Origin of the sequence: Microcoleus sp. K4-B3 (assembly GCF_036704615.1) — a bacterium.
Lineage (GTDB): Bacteria > Cyanobacteriota > Cyanobacteriia > Cyanobacteriales > Microcoleaceae > Microcoleus.
This window is the reverse complement of sequence record NZ_JAUBSF010000009.1, coordinates 103842-125891: the sequence shown is the minus strand read 5'-3', so window position 1 is coordinate 125891 and position 22050 is coordinate 103842. Positions and strand designations below refer to the sequence as shown.

Annotated in this window: 17 protein-coding genes and 2 pseudogenes; 5 read left to right on the top strand and 14 right to left on the bottom strand. The window is 44.0% G+C overall.

What is annotated here, in order from left to right; translation table 11 throughout:
- Window positions 1-78 precede the first annotated feature (78 nt).
- The 3 genes and pseudogenes from QUA78_RS07135 to QUA78_RS07125 form a co-directional block, all read right to left on the bottom strand.
- Window positions 79-822 (bottom strand): annotated as a pseudogene (locus tag QUA78_RS07135) (IS1634 family transposase); the annotation flags it as partial.
- Window positions 823-1837: 1015 nt separating this feature from the next.
- Entirely contained in the window at window positions 1838-2281 is a 444-nt protein-coding gene (locus QUA78_RS07130; protein WP_333303752.1) for a hypothetical protein, read from the bottom strand.
- Between the two features lie 63 nt (window positions 2282-2344).
- Entirely contained in the window at window positions 2345-2749 is a 405-nt protein-coding gene (locus tag QUA78_RS07125; RefSeq protein WP_006635751.1) for an NIL domain-containing protein, read from the bottom strand.
- A gap of 178 nt (window positions 2750-2927) precedes the next feature.
- On the opposite strand from QUA78_RS07125, the gene QUA78_RS07120 reads away from it, so the two are divergent.
- The 3 genes from QUA78_RS07120 (at window position 2928) to QUA78_RS07110 (ending at window position 8816) form a co-directional block, all read left to right on the top strand.
- The gene (locus tag QUA78_RS07120; RefSeq protein ID WP_333303751.1) at window positions 2928-3530 is read left to right on the top strand and encodes a thioredoxin family protein; all 603 of its coding nucleotides are present in this window, start codon (window positions 2928-2930) and stop codon (window positions 3528-3530) included.
- A gap of 759 nt (window positions 3531-4289) precedes the next feature.
- Complete coding sequence (locus QUA78_RS07115; protein WP_333303750.1) at window positions 4290-7514, top strand: efflux RND transporter permease subunit; 3225 nt, start codon at window positions 4290-4292, stop codon at window positions 7512-7514.
- Between the two features lie 168 nt (window positions 7515-7682).
- Window positions 7683-8816: a hypothetical protein gene (locus QUA78_RS07110; RefSeq protein ID WP_333303749.1), complete on the top strand. Its 1134-nt coding sequence runs from the start codon at window positions 7683-7685 to the stop codon at window positions 8814-8816.
- Here QUA78_RS07110 and QUA78_RS07105 read toward each other — a convergent pair.
- Window positions 8813-9085 (bottom strand): hypothetical protein, encoded by a 273-nt coding sequence (locus tag QUA78_RS07105; protein WP_333303748.1) that lies wholly within the window; start codon window positions 9083-9085, stop codon window positions 8813-8815. The two genes, QUA78_RS07110 and QUA78_RS07105, sit on opposite strands and share 4 nt — an antisense overlap.
- Before the next feature lie 121 nt (window positions 9086-9206).
- Between QUA78_RS07105 and QUA78_RS07100 the strand changes: the two genes are divergently transcribed.
- On the top strand, window positions 9207-11354 hold the full coding sequence (locus tag QUA78_RS07100) for an RtcB family protein (RefSeq protein WP_333303747.1): 2148 nt from the start codon (window positions 9207-9209) through the stop codon (window positions 11352-11354).
- Window positions 11355-11366: 12 nt separating this feature from the next.
- Here QUA78_RS07100 and QUA78_RS07095 read toward each other — a convergent pair whose 3' ends face one another.
- From QUA78_RS07095 to QUA78_RS07080, 4 genes and pseudogenes are all read right to left on the bottom strand, one after another.
- On the bottom strand, window positions 11367-11696 hold the full coding sequence (locus tag QUA78_RS07095) for a DUF5615 family PIN-like protein (protein WP_333398695.1): 330 nt from the start codon (window positions 11694-11696) through the stop codon (window positions 11367-11369).
- Window positions 11697-11710: 14 nt separating this feature from the next.
- Window positions 11711-12028 carry a DUF433 domain-containing protein gene (locus QUA78_RS07090; protein WP_333303745.1) on the bottom strand — a complete coding sequence of 106 codons (318 nt, stop codon included), beginning with the start codon at window positions 12026-12028 and terminating at the stop codon, window positions 11711-11713.
- A gap of 24 nt (window positions 12029-12052) precedes the next feature.
- Window positions 12053-12487: pseudogene (locus QUA78_RS32790) on the bottom strand (NACHT C-terminal alpha/beta 1 domain-containing protein); the annotation flags it as partial.
- A 63-nt stretch (window positions 12488-12550) separates the two neighbouring features.
- On the bottom strand, window positions 12551-15832 hold the full coding sequence (locus QUA78_RS07080) for a HEAT repeat domain-containing protein (RefSeq protein ID WP_333303743.1): 3282 nt from the start codon (window positions 15830-15832) through the stop codon (window positions 12551-12553).
- A gap of 293 nt (window positions 15833-16125) precedes the next feature.
- Here QUA78_RS07080 and QUA78_RS07075 point away from each other — a divergent pair, with 293 nt between their 5' ends.
- Entirely contained in the window at window positions 16126-16380 is a 255-nt protein-coding gene (locus QUA78_RS07075; protein ID WP_333303742.1) for a hypothetical protein, read from the top strand.
- Between the two features lie 110 nt (window positions 16381-16490).
- On the opposite strand, the gene QUA78_RS07070 is transcribed toward QUA78_RS07075, so the two are convergent.
- From QUA78_RS07070 to lpxA, 6 genes are all read right to left on the bottom strand, one after another.
- A complete protein-coding gene (locus QUA78_RS07070; RefSeq protein ID WP_333303741.1) occupies window positions 16491-16862 on the bottom strand; it encodes a DUF4278 domain-containing protein in 372 nt (123 codons plus the stop codon).
- Window positions 16863-17207: 345 nt separating this feature from the next.
- On the bottom strand, window positions 17208-17552 hold the full coding sequence (locus QUA78_RS07065; RefSeq protein WP_333303740.1) for a BON domain-containing protein: 345 nt from the start codon (window positions 17550-17552) through the stop codon (window positions 17208-17210).
- A gap of 591 nt (window positions 17553-18143) precedes the next feature.
- Window positions 18144-19406, bottom strand: coding sequence for a DNA cytosine methyltransferase (locus QUA78_RS07060; RefSeq protein WP_333303739.1), 1263 nt, complete (start codon window positions 19404-19406; stop codon window positions 18144-18146).
- 23 nt (window positions 19407-19429) lie between these two features.
- The gene (lpxB, locus tag QUA78_RS07055) at window positions 19430-20602 is read right to left on the bottom strand and encodes a lipid-A-disaccharide synthase (protein ID WP_333303738.1); all 1173 of its coding nucleotides are present in this window, start codon (window positions 20600-20602) and stop codon (window positions 19430-19432) included.
- A 9-nt stretch (window positions 20603-20611) separates the two neighbouring features.
- A complete protein-coding gene (locus QUA78_RS07050; RefSeq protein ID WP_333303737.1) occupies window positions 20612-21214 on the bottom strand; it encodes a Uma2 family endonuclease in 603 nt (200 codons plus the stop codon).
- A 41-nt stretch (window positions 21215-21255) separates the two neighbouring features.
- Window positions 21256-22050, bottom strand: a complete 795-nt coding sequence (gene lpxA / locus QUA78_RS07045) for an acyl-ACP--UDP-N-acetylglucosamine O-acyltransferase (RefSeq protein ID WP_333303736.1) — start codon at window positions 22048-22050, stop codon at window positions 21256-21258.

Below are 22050 nucleotides of genomic sequence, written 5' to 3'. Positions count from 1 at the left end.
GCTGCCTATCTTTTTTTACCACAAGTTGGCTCAATCCTTACTAACTATGGGTTTGGGGCGGGTTGTCACCCCCCCAGAATTTGGAGCGGTATATAATGCACTGTCAGCTACCATTAAACTGTCGAGATTTAATTTTTTTTTAAAGTCTTGACAGATTGAGGCGAATATGGAATTATCTGATTCGTTTCCTGAAGCTACTCGTAAAAATAGTGGCACATCTCCATCTCCACTACAAATTAGGTCTAAAATAAATTGTTTTAAGTCGGGACGATGGTCACGAGAGTAGCCGTAGGTAATTTGAATTGGTATTGGGGATGTTTGATGGTTGATTGATGAATTATCTAACTGATTGCTATCCATTTCTGTTTTAGCAAAAGATACTGATGGCAATTCTTGTTCATATTTGCCATGTAGATGAAATGAACTTGAGTCGAGGTGAGATGTGTCGGTATTTATCTCGAATTTTTGAGCTGCTGACAGGGCAATGGTTGTAAATATTTCTGTAATTACGGCTATTTATAATTTATCTAATACTCTTCCTAAGCGGTCATCATTTAAATGTGATGCTTGAATCCCTGCTCCAAGTAAATGTTCTGTTGCTTTCCCTTCAAAAAATTTAGAAAATAAGTATAATGGGGCGGAAACCATCCCTAATCCATTGATGATCATGGCTTTAACTACCAGGCCGGGACTGACTATCTCACCCGGTTGTTCGCCTACTAATTCATTGATTTTTTCAACAATTCCTATTTCATCAACTAGACCGGCTATCAAGCCCAGATGATCTAGGTTTTCTACTTTTATCTGGGATGCTTTCTGCATGGGCTGCTGAATCCTGATTTAAGCGTTTATCGCGATTGCTAGTTTACACTGTTTTTGGTGATTATTGGCTATGGTTGCGAGCGCAATTAACGCATTTTCGTCATCAATCAGGTTACGAATACGCCATAAACTTCGTTTTCTACCGCTCGCCATTTTAACTCGTATCAGATTTAACTCATGCCTTCACTTCTCTTGTCAGAAATTTTCAGCCCTCATGATTGGAGTGTGACCAAAATTATTGAGTATTTTTACTCACCCTTGTCTCGGGTGATTCACTTTTACCCCCTCAATCCGACTATGTGCCAGTTTGGGGTGCGGAATGTGGGTTATAAGTATGAGGATGTGGCGATGCGGAGATTTTATACAAGAACTAATCGCAGACTCGTCTGATGCGTTAAAGTCGGCTCTTGAGTTCTCCCTAAAAATAAAATGGCCCCACCGCTGAAGGGCTGTAGGGCGCAAGGACAGTTAAACGCTAACTTGATTGTCGGGAAATTTAGCATCGATGCTATCCTCCTATGTGACGATTTTACGATCGTCCATTCACTCATCAACTCTCCCGTATCAAAAAATGTAACCCAGCACCGATCGAATTCAACCTGTCCTATTCTAAAAACAATACCTCATGCATTCTGACGAGCAGCTCCCTGAAGCTGCTTTTTTATTGCGATCGAGTTTTTGGCTGCCCGACTTGCGGGATTTTGGGAATAAGATTTTGAGCAATAGTCGCTACACCTCAAATACTGCGATAGCGGTTTTCAGTTCCACTCCAGGTTCCTCGGTAATTGGTAATTGAGAATTGGTAATTTGTAACGCGCAACAGGGAGTCGGCTATTGACAAGCTGTACCTCACCAGGCTTGAAAACTGCTATGATTGCGCCGCGGAACGGGGCATTAATCCGGGGGTGGGGGGTAAAAAAAATGAGCTGTATTTATTGATGGGCGCTCTGATAGTTTTCGGCTAAATATCCGTTGCGAGTTGTAGAATTTGATTTGGTGAATTGCGCATTCCCAATTAAGAGAATACGAGCCTGCCTGTTTTTAAGCAAAACTCGATCGCTCCACCCAACCCCACACCTGCTAAAGAAATGGTAGTTAATACTGCAAAAGCCCGCCAATTTTTCCAACCACACATTTGAATATCGAGTCTTGCCAAAGCTGCGGCTGAAATCAAGAGTAAACAAGTAGCAAAAAGGTGCATCCAGGCAAAAACTACCACTGCCACAAAAGCTCCTACAATAATAGAAAGAAAAGCACCGATATCACTCGAAAACCACGCCCTAATTAAGGCTTTTGTGTTTCTCATCGGGAACGACAAGGCGATAGCCAACACTAAAATTGAAGCTATGGCTAAAAACCAAGTCTGGTGCGGGGGAACATCAAACTCAGATAATTTCCAGCCCAAGGTGAAATAAGTAACAAAAAGTAGAGTTAGGGAAACCCAAGAGGTTTTTTTCATCCGATGGCAAAATTATGGAAACCAGGAAAAAAAGATGACGATCCCGATGAGTTTGTAAAGGGCCTAGAGGTTAGTAGAAATAGCTTGCACCGGACAAGTAGGGATGCACTGCTCGCACACGATACACCGCGATCGAGCAAAACTTAGTTTAAAGCTTTCTGGGTCAAGGGTCAAGGCTTCTGTCGGGCAAACCCCCGTACACAAACCGCAGTGAACGCAGATATCTTCGTCTATGAGTATTTCCCGGCTGGCTAGGGAAACGCCGATGTTTTGCGATCGCATCCAGTCGATCGCCGCTTCTAGTTGGTCGATGTCCCCTGATAACTCTAGCACCAGTTTGCCCACTTGGTTCGGAGCCACCTGAGCGCGGATAATGTTGGCTGCAACATTAAAATCCTTTGCCAGTCGATAGGTGACAGGCATTTGGATCGATCGTTGGGGAAACGTCAGTGTTACCCGTTTTTTCACCCTGCAAGTCCTCGATAATTTACAAACAATCTTTGTTATCTTATGTTTTAGCGCACTTGGTCTAATTACTGGGCTTAGTAAAAATTTTTATAAGATGCGTCTGATTATCTCAAAATGTGGTATAATTTGAATCTATTATTTAAAATAAAAACATAGAAATAAAACCGCAATCTATTATATGACCCAGAATTCTCCCAACTCAACTGCTGCCCCCGCACCCAAAAATCCCGATACAAAAGTCGCTACGCGCATCAGAAACTTAACGATCGTGTTAGCAGCGATCGCCCTTTCAGTATCTATCTTCTTGGGGCTGCGAACTCAAACGCCGTCAAGCAGTCTCACTGAAATGGCAAAAGCTTCGACGCCATTAGAAACAGCTTTGGTAAACGGCAAACCCACACTCATGGAATTTTATGCTAATTGGTGCGGTAGCTGTCAGGCAATGGCTAACGATCTGAGCGAAATCAAACAGAAATACGCCGAACCGCTGAATTTTGTAATGCTAAATGTAGACAATGACAAATGGCTGCCAGAAATCACCAAATATCGAGTAGACGGCATTCCGCACTTTGTTTATTTGAACGATAAAGGCAGTGCCGTTGCTGAAACGATGGGCGAAATGCCGCGCACTATTATGGAAGCTAACTTAGAAGCTTTAATAGCAGGAAAACCTCTGCCACACGTCCAAGCAGCAGGTCAAGTCTCTAATTTTACTCCCCCCACAGGGCCTGTGAAAACAAGTAGTTCCGACCCCCGCGCTCACGGCAGTCAAGTACAGTAGTCATCAGTCAAAAGTCAGCAGTCATTAGTCATGAAGTGCGGTTTGACGGTAAAAATGGTGGTGTATACTCAGCAAGGTCAGAAACCAGAAACCCTGCTGGGTATATAAGCAACGGGAGGATCGGGTTTTATGACTGGTTCAGGACACTGATAGTGGATAGTAATGCGCGATCGGTTAATGTGTATGTCAACTTCGCAGAAACGACTCAGAAGTAAGATTAAACCCCAAACCAAGACACCAAAAAAAAATAATTTTAAAACGTCAAAAAAAAGGTTAATAAAAAAAACTAAAATTTTCCATTTATTTCGCACCCAAAAATACAAACATTTACATCTGATTCTTAATAAAAATATCCAAATATCATCACAAATTTCTTTGAGCCTGCGATTGCCCATAGCATTCTCCATTTAGCATGATTCTTACTCCCTCAGTAAGCTTTACAGAGCTTTAGGCGCTCTAGCTGCTGTTATAAGCCTAAGCCGTAAGCCAATATTTTACCGGAATTAGGGCTATTTTAAAAGTACGGTTAGAGATTGTGCTGAGTATAAACCCATTTGCGCGATCGACTACCTCTAAAGGAATATTAAAAAAAATATTTTTCAGAATTTATTAACATTTATTATAGTAATTGTAAGGTGCCTAGCCTAAATATTCTCTGATTCTCCCGAGACATTGCAGACTGACGCACCCTACTAGAATTGGTCGAACAGTCAGATTCAGGCAAGTCAACCGCCAACCAATAGTGAGGAAAATTGACAAATGACCGCCGACAAAACCGGATTCAGCATTAGCGCGACCGCCATTCGCCGCCACATCGGCACCCTGATGCTGACACTTGCGATTATAGTCGTGGGCATTTTCTACATCACCCAACTGCCCGTTGACTTGCTGCCCTCCATCACCTATCCCCGCATCAGCGTGCGCTTAGACGCCCCCGGAGTCTCCCCAGAAGTCGCAGTTGACGAAATTACCCGCCCCCTCGAACAAGGACTCTCAGCCACAGAAGGAGTCACGCAAGTTTTTTCCCGCACCCGCGAAGGACAAGTCAGCGTCGATTTATTCTTCAGACCGGGCGGCGATATTGACCAAGCCCTCAACGACGCGACAGCCTCTGTCAACCGCATCCGCAACCGACTTCCCGATACAGTTGAATCGCCAACTCTATTTAAATTTGACCCTTCTCAACAGCCGATTTACGAATTTGCCCTGACTTCAGACTCGCGGCAAGGGGTAGATTTGCGGGTATTTGCCGATGAAGAATTAGCCAGGGAAATTAACGTTATTCCCGGAGTAGCTTCGGTTGACGTTTCCGGCGGCGTTCAAGAAGAAATTCAAGTTAATATTGACCTGAATCGGCTGCAAAGTTTAGGAGTTAATCTTAATGACGTTTTTAATGCTTTGCGCGATCGCAATTTAGACACTTCCGGTGGCCGGCTGCGACAAGAATCTAACGAACCGCTGACGCGCACAATCGGCCGCTTTAAAACAGCCTCTGAAATCGCCAATCTTTCCTTTCAAGTATCCGGTACCAACCCGCCAAAACGAGTTTACCTGCGCGATTTTGCCAAAGTCAATGACGGCACCGAAGAACAGCGAGTAAAAGTTTTTCTAAATCAAAAACCGGCCGTTAAAATAAGCATCTTGAAACAGCCGGACGCCAACACTATTACTGTTGTAGACGGAGTAAAAAATCGCATCAAAGAAATGCAGGAGTCCGGCTTAATTTCGGCGGATATGACCGTAGTTACTACTTTAGACGAATCCAGATTTATCCGCAATTCCTTAGCCGATGTGGCAAATTCGGGAGTTTCAGGTGCAGTGCTGGCTGCGATCGCAGTTTTGTTCTTTTTAGGTTCTCTCAGACAAACGCTGATTATTTCTCTGACTATTCCCCTGTGTACTCTAGCAGCCATTATTTTAATGCGGCTGTTCGGTATGTCGCTGAATTTATTTAGTTTAGGCGGTTTAGCACTAGGAATCGGTCAGGCGATCGACACCAGCGTAGTTATTTTAGAAAATATTGTAGTCGGTCTAGACAGCAACCCTCATCTGAAAAAAGGCAGAATCAAAGATCGAAAAGAACGCACAATAGAAGAGTCAGTGTTGCGGAGCGAAGAAGTAGAATCAGCAATGGTTGCTTCCACAGCGGCCAACTTAGTATCAGTGCTGCCATTTTTGCTGATTGGCGGCTTCTTTTCGCTGCTATTTAACGAATTAATTTTGACAATTAGCTTTGCAGTAGCCGCGTCTTTGCTAGTAGCTTTAACTGTAGTGCCGATGCTGACTTCTCGCTTGATGGGAATGTCTTATTCCAGCGGTATCAGTCAGTTCGGGCCGATAAAACATTTCAACCGCGGCTTTGAAAACGGTACGCGGGCTTACGGTTCAATGCTCTCGAAAGTCCTGGGTTTGCGGTTAATTATAATTGTAGTAGCTTTTGTCATTTTAGGCGGCGGCACATGGGTGATGCTAGGACAAATTCCCCAAGAAATTTTGCCGAGAGTTAATACAAGTCAAGCCAGATTATTTGCTTCATTTCCTCCGGGGACTAACTTAGAAACGAATCAAAAAGTGATTGCTGCTGTAGATAAGATTCTGCTCGAACAGCCAGAAACAGAGTACACTTTAACGACAGCGGGAGGGCTGCTGTTCGGCAACAATACGTCTGAAAATTTGCTTCGGGGAAGCAGCACAATTACGCTCAAATCAGGTACCAATACTACCGATTTTACAGAAAGAATGACTGAGGAATTGAAAAAAATTGACCTTCCTAAAGGAACTCGTCTGCGGCTAGTTCCAGAATCGATTAGGGGTTTAGTTTTAACTAATTCTCCCGTGCGGGGTGGGGAAATTGATGTCGTGGTTCAGGGGGACACTGAAGCATCATTGCAGGAAGCAGGCCGTCAGATATTAAAAGCATTAGATGAGAAGGTAAAATTAGCGCGGTTTCGGCCGGAGGCAGACCCGCCGCAGTCAGAAGTGCAAATTCGTCCAGACTGGGAAAGGGCCGCTGTGTACGGGCTGACAGCCCAAGATATTGGGGAGACAATTCAGACAGCAATTGAAGGTGCTGTTCCCACTCAGTTGCAGCGGGGAAACCGATTAATAGATGTGCGGGTGCAGTTCGATCGCACTTCTGTAAAATCTATTGCCCAACTCGGACAAATTCCGTTATCTGGCAATAATAGCATCATCCGTTTAAGCGACGTGGCAAATATTACGATCGGCAAAGCGCCGGCCGAAATTCAGCGTCTCAATCAGCGGCAAGTTTTCTTAGTTGTCGGAAACTTGAATAAGGGTGCAAGTCTGGGCGATGCTGTCCAGCAAGTCGATGCAGTTTTATCAGAACTGAAGTTGCCGCGAGGAGTAAGAATTGTGCCGAGTTCGGCTGCTGAAACTAATCAGCAATTGCAAACTTCTCTCAAGCTGTTGGGGGGATTGGCGACTTTTTTAGTGTTTGTAGCGATGGCGGTGCAGTACAATTCCCTGGTTGACCCGCTGGTGATTTTGCTGACAGTGCCGCTGGCGTTGGCGGCGGGAGTATTCGGGCTTTATGTGACCAAAACTGCGATCGGGGCGACGGTGATGATCGGGGCAATTTTGCTCGTGGGAATTATCGTGAATAACGGTATTATTATGGTGGAGTTGGCGAACCAAATTCGGGAAGAGGAAGGGGTCGATCGCACAACAGCAATTCTCAGGGCGGCACCTCAGCGCTTGCGGCCGATTTTGATGACAACTATTACTACTGTTTTGGGTTTGTTTCCCCTAGCTTTGGGTATTGGAGAAGGTTCGGAATTCTTGCAACCTTTGGGTGTGGTGGTGTTTTCCGGTTTGTCGCTGGCGACGCTGCTGACGCTGTTTATTATTCCCTGTTTCTATATTTTGCTGCACGACTTCTTTGGGATGTTTGCAGCGAAGAAGAAGCCGCAGGCGGTGGCTATTCCGGTGCAGAAGGCGGCGAGAAAGACTCCGAATTTATAAAATCCTGAGCTCTTGCACCATTTTCTAGAACAGGCAAGATGCCTGTTGCACAAAGAATGAGTTTTCTTGTGGGGTGGGCATCCTGCCCGCCCATAAGAGGCTGATTGAAAAGGGTGCAAGATTTCAGTTAAAATAGAGCCTATCTACGCAGCATATCTAAATATCTTGATGCTGATTTTACCAAAACATGAAAGACAAATTGACTGGTCGTTCTCATACATAAATCAACCCATTAATTCCGAGTGGGCGACTATTGTCAGTGGCGATCGCAAAAAAGTCACTTTAGTCGATCGCAACTTGTCGCCAAAATACGAATACCAGCTTCCCGACGAAACTAGCTGTTTAGCCATCAGTCCCAAAGGCGATTTGCTGGCAGCAATTATGGCAAATGGCAATCATTTAGCAATTGTGACAGCAGAAAACCAGCTAGTTTTTGAAGAACAGCTAGCTAACCCTCCTGTTGAGGTTTCACATTTGCATAACAAGAATGGATTTCAGGACTGCTGGTTTGATGCAGACGGCGTGCGTTTTTGGTGCATGAAATTAATTGAAATGAAGCAAGTGGAGATTCAAATTCGCGATACGAGTTCGTGGCAAATCCAGCGACAAATTTTGCTCAAAGACCCTCTTGGCGCCGGCAGTTCTTTCTCGTTTAACCCGCACCCAGAAAATCAAATTTTAGCTCTTTATGCTGCGGCCGGTCAGCACGGACAGCAAATCTATTGGCTTTATGATGATGGTATGACAATTCACGTCGTCAAGGGTCCTTGTCTTGATGAAACAGGGCCTCCAGAATTTCATCCTGCTGGTGGCGAATTTTTGGTTATAAATAATTACGATCGACAAATCAGCCGATTCAGTTTTCCTGACTGCAATCTACTGGGAATATGCGAATGGCCTTGGCCTGGGCTGAGTGACGGTTTTGGTAGCTATATGTGCTACCTTTCAGACGATCGCATTCTAGTTAATACTGATGAAGGGCTCATGTATCTAATCGATATTAACAAAATGGAGATATCAGATGAACTGATTTTAAGCGGTCATGAACCGCGCTTGTGTAAAGAACTTTACCCTACTCTCAAGGATCTTAAAGAACAGCTTTGCGGCGACTTGCACTATTTCTATCGTTGGGATTCAGATAGCATTGTGTCGGTTCACTCACAACTGCCGAGTCAAAAACCTGACTCTAAACAGAAGACATTAGTTATCTTCGGGGGAAAAGAGCTGTTTGGTTCGCTGGCGAAGGTACAAGAATCGGCACCCTACAGTAAATTATTCATTCAATCTTTAGGCATTTCTTAAGGATTTTCAATTTTCAATAACAGGCTTTCCGGCCTGTTCCACAAAGAAAGAATCAGTTTTATTGTAGGGTGGGCATCCTGCCCGCCCCTAACGCGACTGATATCAAATCCGGTGGCATCGGAATTAACATTACCCACAATCAGGACACGGCAGTGCCGTTTCCCTACAATTAATCGGGCGATAGTTAAATCTCTGATGGAGTGCTGATGATTATTTTGGAGTAGGGAAACGGCATTGCCGTGTCCTCCGTTGCCTATCATCTCGCTCATGAAACCGGAATTGATATGACGCACCCTACGAGAATTAGTCTGTCAGGTGTATTTGACATCATAAATTTGGTATGTTACAATATGTATTACATACAAATTAGCAAAACAAACTTAAACACAAATGCCCTACGAAAAATTAGACATATCAACTCCAAAACCCGTGCTATCTTGGGCAAATCACGCCCTGGGCGAAAAAGAAACCAAGATGGCCGCAAACGTAGCATCTTTGCCCTTTGTATTCAAACACGTCGCACTGATGCCCGACGTACATTTAGGAAAAGGTGCTTTAGTCGGTTCCGTAATTGCCACAAAAGAAGCGATTATTCCCGCTGCTGTGGGCGTTGATATTGGTTGCTTTACTGATGATACACAAATTCCTCTAGTTGATGGCAAATCTTATGCGATCGGGGAATTGGCTAGGAGTCAAAAAGAATTTTTGATCTACTCCTGTACAGCAACAGGCCGAATTGTTGCTGCTAAGGCTACAGCCAAATTAACTAGAAAAAATGCCGAACTGGTTAAAGTGGTACTGGATAATGGAGAAGAAATCAAATGCACTCCCGATCATCAATTCATGTTGCGGAATGGTGAATACCGAGAAGCGCGGGATTTGACAACAGGAACGTCATTGATGCCTTTTTATTCCAAAATAGATAAGGATGGGTATACCTTAGTACAGCAAAATTATTCAGGTAGATGGCAAAAAGCTCATTGGATCATTGCTCGTTCTGGTTTGTTAGGAGACATACCATCTTTCCACAATCAGAGAACTGTGATTCATCACAAAAACTTTGATGCCACAGATAATAGACCAGAAAATTTAGAATTCATGGGTAATAATGACCATTCTGCCTATCACCGCTCATTAGTTGATAGAAATACCCATTGGCAATCCCTGGAATTTGAACAGAAAAGAAAGCAAGCCCTAGCTAATAAAGCTCAAACCTCAGACGGACACAGCTATTACGCCGAACGCGGAACGAAAAACATCCTTAAGTATATGGAGGATAACCCCGAACACTTCAAAGAGTCAGTTACCGCAAATGGCGAACGAGGAAAGCAGTATCTAATTAATTACAATCAGAGTGAAAAGGGTAAAGCAAAGAGTAAAGAACTTGCTAATCGGCTATACACTTGTGAGACTTGTGGAGATCAAATTAAAACTCCTATCGGACTTCACAACCACAGAAAAAATCAGCACGGCTACAACCACAAAGTAGTTGCTATTATTCCTTTACTTGAAAAGCAAGATGTCTATTGCCTAACGGTTCCCGAATACGGCAACTTTGCGTTAACTGCGGGAGTATTTGTCCATAACTGCGGTATGATGGCGGTGAAAATGCCTTTCACCGCCAACAAATTAGAAGGCAAACTCAAACAAATTCGCCTCGATATCGAAGCCGCAATTCCTGTCGGATTTGCAGAAAATAAAGAAGTAGAAAAAATAGTCACTAACTGGCAAAAATGGGGTGAATTTAAGGAACTTCACCAAGGTGTGCAGCATCAAAACAATAAAGCCTTAAAACAAATGGGTTCCCTCGGCGGTGGCAATCATTTTATTGAGGTTTGTGTTGATACTGAAAACTTTGTTTGGCTGATGCTGCATTCGGGTTCTCGCGGTATTGGAAACTTGCTCGCACAGCAGCATATAGAGACTGCTAAAGATTTAGCTAAACTGGCAGAGATTAATCTGGCTGACAAAGATTTGGCTTATTTTGTAGCGGGTACGCGGGAGTTTGCGGCTTACTGGCACGATTTGCAGTGGGCGCAAGATTATGCTCGTTTTAATCGCGATGTAATGATGAATCGGTTTAAGCGAATTGTGGAAAAGCACGTCGCTGGAGGCAAATCTGTTAAGCCGTTATTAGAGGTGAATTGCCACCACAATTACGCGGAAAAAGAGGTGCATTTTGGGGAAGATGTGTATGTGACTCGCAAGGGTGCTGTGCGCGCGGATGTTGAGGATTACGGGATTATTCCGGGTTCGATGGGGGCAAAATCTTTCATTGTTAAAGGGAAGGGAAATACTGAGAGTTACTGTAGTTGCAGTCACGGTGCTGGCCGATTGATGTCTCGCACTCAAGCGAAGAATGTATTTACTCTGGATGATTTGGTGCGGCAGACTGAGGGGGTTGAGTGCCGGAAAGATGAGCAATTTTTAGATGAAATTCCGGGGGCTTACAAGTCGATTGATGAGGTGATGACTCAGCAGTCGGATTTGGTGGAAGTTGTGGCGACTTTGAAGCAGGTTGTTTGCGTCAAGGGGTGAATGTAAGGGAAACTATAAAGGCAAATATTGAACTCGATTAGCAAATTCTTCCAGTTCGCCAAGTTTAGTAATTATTTCCAAGTCGCGGATACAATCACCAATGGAAACCCGAGACTGACGAGCAAAGATAACACCAGAGAAGTTTATCTCTTCAGCTTGACGACGTTTTGCTTCAATTAAAAAATCTTGGTCTTGTGAAAATATAACTCGCCCAAGTTCCATAGCTCGATCGAGTAAAATAGTATCTGGTGTACCAGCACGTCCATCTTCTTGAACAGTTAAAACATCTACATCTCGAAGACGTAAACCAACTGTAATAGCTGAATGGATGTGTTCATCCATATAAAGTGCTAGACTCATTTCAATAGCCCTTGAGCACGTAGTCTAGCAGCAAAAGGAGATTCGCCAGCTTCAATTTCTGCCTGTTTAACATACTCTTCTCGTCGCTTGATTTCTGCATCGAGTTCTTGTTTGCGATCCCAATAATAAGCTAAGGCCGAAAGAATTTGGCTCATAGTTAAGTAGCGATGATTGAGGTGTAATTCTGCTGGACTCCAACCATAAGCTATTTGAGCTTCGACTAATTCAACGACTTTCATCGTAGTTCCGGCTATGATGGGAACATTGTCTTCGTTGAGTTCTATATATTTATACTCGGTCTTTGTAAGTGTCATAGTTGCTACTTTGTCGATCGACTCTTAAATAGGATGTCTATTTTCTAGTATACTTCGCCGAATCCATGCTACAACAGCAGCGACTAAATCGGGTTGACTGGGTGAAAAAGTTCGCAAGGGAATATTTCCTTGTTCGCACACCACACAAATCGCGCGATCGAATTTGCTTAAAGCTTTCAGAAATTAATCGCTAAATCCTGTGGGTGTGGCTGAGAGTGCGGTGGAATCGTAGCAGATGAAAAATAGGGGGGTTTCGCTTTGGCGGCGCAGGGAATTCCAATAAATTTTTAGTTTTTGCATTGTATCGGGATACCCATTCTGCCACTCTGGACATTTTTGATTTAGCATCTCATTGTAAATTTCTGGGGCGGGGTTTTCCGGGTCGATGAATTTGCTGATGTCGATGCAAATTAGTTTTAGTTTGTTAGATAAATCGGGTTCGTTGTCAATAGTATTGGCAAGGACTTGGGGTAAGTTTGCTGAGTTGAAACTTTGTGCCCAGGGAGTAGAATCGGCGGTAGTTTATGGGACTTCTGGATCGCGTGTGGTGGCGGAATCGTGCCATGCTTCATAGAAGGTGGGGTAAGGGAGGTTTTGGGCACAGTCCCAGAGGACTACGTAGCAGTCGTTAAATAAATCAAAGTTATTTTCGTAAGTTTCAGTCTTCAGGTGAGGTTGAAGCAAAGAAACCACCTCTTGACGATGTTCATCAGTAGTAATGATTTTTAATAAACTTTTAGTCGCTCTTCTCCTAGCATATTCTGCTTTAGCTATTTCTAGTACCTTTACTAAGGCATGAATAGCATTTTTACTTCCATTGCCAATTTCTCCTAAGCTATCCAATGCTTTTGAACTCTCCCAAAGATCCTCGAATGGCTTAAGGAATGGCTTAAGTACATCATGGACAATTGAGGTATATTCATGCTTGGTATTTTCTAGGATTTCAATTATTACGGCTACAGCTTTGCAGTTCCCTGGATTTATTCTTCCTAGACTGTCAGCAGACTGAAAACGGATCTCTTCATCTTTAGTGTTTGCTAGAATACCAGTCAACGTGGCGATAGCTTTAGGATGGTCATGCCCAATTTTGCCTAAAGCTTCTAATAGGGCTATATATAGATCTGGGTCCTTAGTTTCATTTAAAATAGAGAGCAAGCAATCTACATTATTTCCAGCGTTATTTGGATTGCTTTTTCTTAGGCTTTTCACAGCCTTAAATCGTAGATCTTCATCCTCTTTCTTAAAGTTTTCTAGGATTTTCATTGATACTCTTGTGACTGTGATACCTCCTTGCTCAATTTTGCCTAAATAGTGTAATGCTAAGTAACGAAGAGATGGATCATTAGCTTTTTCAATAACTTCTACTAAAGCATTGATAATTCGGCTATCTTCTTGGCTTGCTCTCTTGAATTTATCCAGGGCATTCATGCGAGTATTATTATCATTTTTTTCATTTAATAATACTTCTATAAAATGCTGAATTTTATCAACCTCTTCTGGATGAGATTTTTTATGATGAACAGGAATTGTTGTTGTTGTTTTTATTGAGCTGTCGATAGGGGAGAGTTGTCCAGATTCTATTTTATTTAAGCTAATCAATACTTGGCGGTTAATTTCGGGATTTTTTGTGTTATTCAAGACTCTCTTTAAAACAGCAATAGATTGAGAATTACCCTGTCCAATCTCTCCTAAGACAGAGATGGCACGCCTATAAGAAGATTCAGGATATTGAGGATTTTCTAAAAGCGAGCAAATTTTCTGAATGGTACTTAATTTATCAGTTTGTGTCAGAATTTTATTTATCATCACGTAACCTAACATAACACCCATGTAATCTTGCCATTCCTGTTTTTTATGACTGAAATAACCAAAACCCAGATTTACTAATTGATTCACAATTTTATTTGCCAGAGGATGAGATTTAAATTCATTAATTCCTGATGCAGCCAGAAAATAGGCGCGATACTGATAAAACCCTTTTCCTATTTTTTCCCAATCCCATTGTCCACACCCATCCTCAAAATTAACCAAAGCATCAATAAATTCCTCTTTCTGCTCCCTTAAGCGCTCCTCCCCTCGCCCCAACCACAGCAAAATCACCTCTTTCCACTGCTTCTCAAAAATGCGGTAAATACCCTGCTTCGGATTCTCCGGCACATGATTGAGGAAAAAGTCCCAATAATCATCAACGGCCAGCGCCGCAAAATATTCCTCAAACGTGGGATGCCAGAAACCATAAACTGTTTCATCCGGGCTTTCAGCCGCCAAACCAAGCTCATTCAACCAACCCAATTTCAACGCCAACCCAAACAACTCCTCATCTGGTTGCCCCAATACCCGACAAACCAGACTGTGCTTAAGTCGAAACCGGGATTCAGTTTGGTCGATCGCCAACTTAGCCAACTCTCCCAATGCCCGATTTAATTTCTCCCGCTGAGTAGAATTTGTGGGAAATTCCCGGCTTTTCCACTCATAAAACTTCTCGACAAATCCCTGATAAAGTTTCGCCTTTGTATCCGGCAAACCCCCACGATCGCGCCACAAATTCCAAGTGCTGCACAACAGCGCCAACCGCAGGGGATTTTTTACCAAATCTTTGATGCGCTCTTTTCCTGGTTTGTCTAACTCCTGTCGCAATTCCTGACCTAAATTTGGCTGTTTGTTGAACCACTTGGCGATAAATTCTTCCACTCTATCCGGCTTTGTACTATCCCCATAACTAAAATCCAAGGTGTGATAAATCTCAAAATTGTCCGCCAGCACGTTGCGGTTTGCCTCCCAGACATTCAGCCGACAAGTCAGCACCACCCGCGCTTGTCCCACCCAGCCTTTCAATTGGTTAGAAATTGCCCAGAGGCGTTCTTCTCCCTGCACCGATATTTCATCCACGCCATCCAACAACAACCAAACTCGCCCCTGATTGCACAGTTTTTTAAACTCTGTTTTCAACGCTTCCGTTACTTCTACTATTTCCAAGGAGATATAAGGTAGTGCTGCTTTCAGCCATTTGTCGAGTAAAAACTGTTCCAGAAATTCCTGTTTGGGATTAGTTTCTGGTAAATCTGCCAGGGAAATCGAAATCGGTAAAATTTCGGTGTTTTCTTTATGCACCCAAAAGGCGATTTTGCGTAAGAGGGTTGTTTTTCCCGCCCCCGGTTCGCCAATAATAGCGATGCGCTTACCGTTTTGCTTACCTTTCCCGTCTTTGAGAATATCCCGCAAAAACTGTTCGTGTTCAAAGCGCTGCTTTTCTTCGTATTCTGGCTCGTACAGCCGCGAACCTTGCTCTGCTTGAGTGTCGCCACCGATCAGATTAGGTTTTTTGCGCTCTACTAATGCTAGCGGTACGTGGATTTCTTCTAACTCAAAGCGATCGTCCTCATCGCGCATCAACGCATTGGTGGTTAGCGGTTTCTCAGCTTCCAACATGGCGAGGCAAATATTTCGCCAGTATATCGGCGTTTCTGTTGTAGCAGATGATAAGGCAGAATCAGAGTCTTGAACAGACAACCATTGAGAATACTCTGTTTCCAGCCATTCCTGTAAAGGTTTTGATTTGTTGGGCGTTTTTGACTTTAGTTCAACGCAACTCTTAGAGAAGTTACGATATACCTCGGACATCCGCTTTTTATGATTTCCCAGCCGATCTTCCATCAGTGGCAGTTGTTCGGAAATTTCTTTTAAGCTTTTGCCCAGATTCTGTCTAGCAAATTGTAATAAAAAAGATTCTGTTTCAGCATCAGTCAAGTCATAGTCGCGGGATCTTATTTTTAGAAAGTCCTCCCAGCGTTGCCACGATTCCATATTTAATCTCTTCAGCAAGATATTTCAATTATACACACGCTGACTGGAGAGATGAGACAGATACGGCATTCAACCATCTTCAGATTAGCTTCAAAACTGACTGATTCCCTGCCCCTACTCTATGGTTGAGGCGAGCCGTCTACTTCAAAGATTGCCAAGTAGAAGAATTTTTCTACTTGGTTCTACTTCAAGTGGAATTTTTTGGGAACTGACTTGCTTATGCGGGCGATTTTAAATTGGATTAACAACCAATTAAACGCTTTATGCAGCAGAAGTATAAGAAGGTTCCGAACATGAAAAACAACAGCCAAAGCAATCAACACAAGTTCATCCGCCAAGCGATCGCAACTGCCCCGATCGTGCTAGCCATATTGATTTGTGTGAAGGGAAATCTCGATGTGCATTCAGGTAAACCCGTCCTCGATGTTATCCCGTCGATGATTACTCAAGCTATACAGTTAATCGTCAAAACCCGTCGCACCCAAAAGAGTTTTGAGGAGATCGATCGCATTAAAAAAGATCGCATCGCCCAAAATCCAGACGATTGATATCGCTTCGAGGCTGCAAATTCGATCGCACAAAGCAAATCAAAAGGGGGAAATTGAGCTTAACTCAACTTCCCCCTCTTGACAAACGCTTTGTTTTCTGAAGCTTTTCTCTAACAGACCATCTGTCTCCACTCAATTTCTAGCAAGCGCAGCAGTCTTTCATCGCCATTGGCTTTGGCTGCTTGCGTTCTACGATCGAGAATATTGCAAATATTCGCCCGGTGCACTTGCGCCACTTCCACCACTGTTGGGTAAGAATTAACCGCCGCTGGGGCGCTAGCTGCTGCGGTATCCCGATCGCCAGCTTGAGAATCTCCCTTTGTGGTATAGTTTGGGCCGCCGGATTTTTGGGGCACCGGAATGTGTCTCGGATAGCGATAGTTCCAGTTTTGACCCCGATATTTGCCCGCGACTTCGCCTTCGATCATATCTACTGTCGGAATGTCGTACTCGTAGTTTACGCCGCGATAAGTAAGTTTCATATTTTTTGATCCTTATATGTATGGAGATAAAAAGGGCAGTCAGGTCAGGTTTGCTTTTTAGTCAGTAAAAATTTTTTACTTTCTGTATTCTATTTTACCATTTAAGGAAATAACCAGTCAAGTTAAAAAAAATTAATATTTTCACGGTTAGAGCGCACAAAAAAGCCCGCTACAGCGGGATCTCAAGGTTTGCTGGCGGTCAAGTTCGATCGACTCCAGCAACTAAGTTATGGCTAAAAAACTTTCGAGATCTAGTTTCCCAGCTTTGACAAGCCCCTGGCATCCCCTCTCAACTCCCCTTAAACAGGGAAGTGAGGAGGGATCGCAGAAGTGACCCAATAGGCTCTAGCCGACTGTCACCTCATCGGTTTTCACGCTTGTTGCGCCTTCTTCAGCAGAGGCGATCGCCACCAACTTGTCGAGAATTTCCTGACTGGGAACTTGACCTTTGAGAACAACCGTGCCGCTGAGCTGAGCCACATAAACAGTCTCGATATCAGCAACTTCTGAATCGCCGTCAAAAGCTAAAGCAACCCGCTTCGCTAAGCCGCTTTCGTCAAAATTTCCGTCTGGGCCGACTTTAGCAGGAGCGATGGATTGCGCTTGTGCTGCTTGCTGTACTACTTGTGCCATCGGTTCAGCCGGGGCTTCAGGCTTTTCGAGTCCGAACAGTCTTTTAAACCAACCCATATTAGTTGAGTCTCCTGAAAATACACTTTTTACACGATAGCTCTAGAATTCCCAAAGACTCGTAATTGTTGCAAAACTCAGCGAAATTTATCAAAATGTTTTATCGGCAGACTTTCACAATCTAAAATCTTAAATAGTATCTAGATGTTGATGTTGCTATTTGATGTATAGGACGATCGCTACGCCTTGGATAGCAGAGGCGTAGTCGAAATAGTTGCCCCACAGTCACCTTAAAAAAACTGCACAGCGGACTGGAATACATTCCCGGTTTGTTTAACTACCGGGGACATCTCGTGCGGGTCATCGAACTGTGCCCACTGATACAGGGGACGGTAGCCCGCGCTTAATTGGGGGTAGTCCTGCATATAGCAATCGTAAAGGAGTCGTAAATTTTTTACCCCACCCCAACCCTCCCCGAACCCGCGGGGAGGGAGTAAGAAATTCACAAATGATTTAGGATAGCTATAAGTAGTTATGCGATTTGATCTAACCCGGTCTTTAGAAGGAGATGAAAGGCAAAAATTACTACTTGTTTACCAATTAGCAATTACCAATTCCCCATTCCCAATTAGAAATTGTTAAATCTAAAGCTTAACTTTTGAGATAATATTGTTCTGCTTCCGACCAATTCAGTTTGAGCAACGAATCATCTCCCCATTTCAGCTTGAGACTCGGCTTAATTGCTTGCACGCCCAAAGCGCTAATAATCTGCGCTGCTACAGCTTTCGCCAATAGCGGCGGTACAGAATTTCCGACTTGGCGAAAACCGTGCCATTTTGTGACGTGAAATCTAAACCAGTCAGGATAGGAATGCAGTCGCGCAGCTTCCCTGACTGTAATGCACCGAGGGGCGATCGGGTGAATCGGTCTCGGCGAAGTATAAGCCCCCCTCGCCCTGTCGGTTCCCGCCCTGAGAGTGTTGCAAACTCCGTCAGGGTGAAGCTTGTAAAAACGGCTGATCGGCTCTTTTTCGCCGTGTTTGGCCGCATGAAACCTTTCCATACATTCCAGAGAATGTTTAGTTCGCAAACTACAAGAGAGGATTTGTCGATCGTACTCGCGATCGTAGGAATAATCATCATCCAAATCATCAATTCCGCGCATTATACTCGCATAAGTGCTGCACTTTCCGTACTCCGCCATTACCCAATCTCGGTGCAGCAACTCGCTGTACTTTTCCACTTCCGGCAAATCTCCAATAGCATCCCAAACTGTCGGGACAGCAGGTAAATTAACTTTTTTATAGCGTTTAGTAACTTTAATTTTTGGCAGGAAAGTAGTTGGTTGAGGGTATTTTGGCAGCTCATACTCTTTTTTGCAGCCAATCAGAAACAATCGTTTGCGAGCTTGCGGCACTCCGTAGTGAACGGCGTTGAGAACTTGATAGTTTTCTTCTACTTGATAGCCTGCTTCCAAAAAAGAGCTAATTAAGATATTCAGGAGTTCTTTGTGTTTTCCTGACGCAATTCCCGGCACATTTTCCATTACGAAAAACTTGGGTTTTAGCTCCAAAACTAAGCGCTGAAAGTGAAAAATTAGAGAATTTCGCGGGTCGTCCACATCGCGCTTGCCCATCATCGAGAACCCTTGACAGGGCGAGCCGCTGATTACTACGTCTATCTCGCGCCGCCCGATCGCCGATTTTTTCCGAATTTCCGATCCCGTAAGGTCTGCGACATCTTTGCACACAATAGAGCACAGCGGGAAATTAAATTCGTGTGTAGCGCAGTGAATTGGGTCAATTTCGACTGATGCAAGTACGTCAAAACCTGCTTGTTCAAAGCCCAGTGTCATGCCACCCGCGCCTGCAAATAAATCAACAGCGATCGGTCGCTTTTTCCGATTGCTTGGCATAACATTTCAATAACAAAGTTGCTTTAATTTGCTGTATTTAATTTAACATTTTTCATTATTTCCGCAGCCGCGCGATCGCACACGCCCACCTCTCCTAGACTTTCGCGCATTTCCCGATAACCCGCTTTGATTTGCTGGCGTCGATCGGCATTTTGCAGCAAATCCAGTGCATGGTTAACTATATTTTCCGCAGTAGCCTCGTCTTGCAGTAACTCTGGGACGATCGGCTTCATTTGCACCAAATTGGGCGGAGACATAAAAGGAATCGAAAATTTCAGGACGTGGCGAGCAATAATCGCCGTAATCGGACTGACGCGGTAGGCGACAACTTGCGGAACGTCGAGCAAAGCTAGCTCCAGATTAACAGTACCAGATTTAGCGATCGCCAGATCGGCAGCCGCCAAGATTTCCAGAGTTTGATTTTCCAACAAAGTAGCCCGCAAACCGTAATTCTCGATCGCCTGTTCGATTTTGCTGCGAAAAGCTTTGTTAGCAAGCGGAATCCAAAAATGAACTTCCGGCAATTTAGCTTGAATAATTTGAGCTGCCTCAAATATAACCGGCATCAGGTACTTGAGTTCTTGGTGTCTGGAAGCGGGAATTAGGGCGATCGACACCTGTTCCGGCACAATTCCCAAAGTTTTGCGGGCAACTTCCCGGCTGGGCGCAGATTGCATTCTATCCACCAAAGGATGACCAACCCAACTCACTTGGGCTCCTTTTTTTTGATAATAACAAGCTTCTTCGGGGAAAATTGCCAAAAGTTTGTCGCAAATATTGACAATCAGATCGGTATTTCGAGGAGAAATCGACCAAACCCATTCTTGAGGTGCGATGTACCAAACCACCGGCAAATCAGGCAAACAGCGCCGGATGTAGCTGCCAATACCGAGATTTGGAGTCAAATAATCAATCAATACAACCGCATCGGGGGGGAAGTTTTTGAGATATTCTTTAGCTTTTTCCTGAACTTTGATCGTCGGCAAAATATAGGGTACAGATTCTATAATGCCCATAGAACCAATGCCCACAGTGTTGCCTAAAATAGTAGCACCAGCTTCTGCCATACGAGGGCCGCCCAATCCTGTTATTTCTAACTCCAAACCAGCGGCGACAGCGTAACGTTTTAAGGCTGCAACTAACAAAGCTCCTTGCAAATCGCCAGAAACCTCACCAGTGCTGATAAAAATTTTCATATTCTGACTTTAAACAGGTGAGATGTTTGCTAATAACTCGGTAACAGCATCATATTGATCGGGCATATTAGCACAGCATAGGAGTAATTCTAAGTCCAGATCGGGAAGGAATGTACTCCGGGCCATCTCCTGATAATTTTCACCTGTTAAGTAATAGAGAGATAACTGACTATTTTGCCAAAACCAGACTTCCCGAACACCCAATCTTTTGTAAAATTCTAGAGTATTTATCCCGCCACTGGTAATTACGACTTCAATAGCAATATCTGGGACTATTTTTTGGGTTCCTATATCATAGGAATCATCCGGCTCTTTTCTACCGCCTAATTCTCTGTCACCCAGAGTCGGCCCGCCCTTGCCGTAAAATCGAATCCCATTTGCTCTCATATATGCCTCTAGGAGCATACAGAGAGTTTTCTTGATTATTTCGTGTTCGGGCGAGACAGTCATAATTTGCAGTATTTTATCGAGATAGAAAAATTTCACACCTCTGACATCTTTAAAAGCTGCTTCTATCGCTTCAAATTGCTGCCAACTAACATCTGAGAACCTGATGCAGCCATCTTGTTCTGTTTCAGGGGATGTAGATTTGACTGAAGTATATACATTCATAGGGCAACAGTCGCTTAGTTCATAGGTTTATTCTACCTGATTCACTTTTTGCCTGGAATCAAACCGCGCCGCCCTTTGGTTACAGACTGCTGCACAAATCTCCGCAGGTGCTGCAAGTGGGCGTTTTCTGGCAACAAATCCAACTGTTCCAAAGCTCGATCGAGAGTGTAGCCAGAACGGTATAGAATACGAAAAGTTTTCTTCAAAACTAGCAAATCTTCTGGGGTAAAACCGGCGCGTTCGAGACCTACTTTGTTGATTGCTCGCACTCTCGAAGGATTCCCCTCGACTAGCATATAAGGAGGTACGTCTCGATCGATCCTGCTCAAGCCGCCCACCATAGACAAGCGACCGATGTGGACAAACTGGTGAACGCCCAAAACACCGCTCAATCGGGCTTGAGACTCGATTTTAACGTGTCCGGCTAAGGCTACAGCATTGGCGATAATTACTCGATCGGCGATCGCGCAATTGTGTCCCACATGAACATAAGCCATCAATAGATTATGATTGCCAATTGTCGTGCTTTCCCCCGCTCCAGTAGCGCGGTTAATTGTCACGTATTCCCGAATCAGATTGCTGTCGCCAATTTTCACCCTAGTCGCAGAACCCTCGTATTTCAAATCTTGAGGTTCCAAACCAATCGCCGCACCGGGGAAAATTTGATTGCGAGCGCCTATTTCTGTTAGCCCGTCGATAATTGCATGAGCGCCAATCTTAGTATCCGGCCCGATTTTCACTCTTTCCCCAATTACAGCATAAGCTCCCACTTCTACAGTCGGGTGAAGTTCAGCACCGGGATGAATCACAGCAGTTGGGTGAATCAAAGTAAGCAT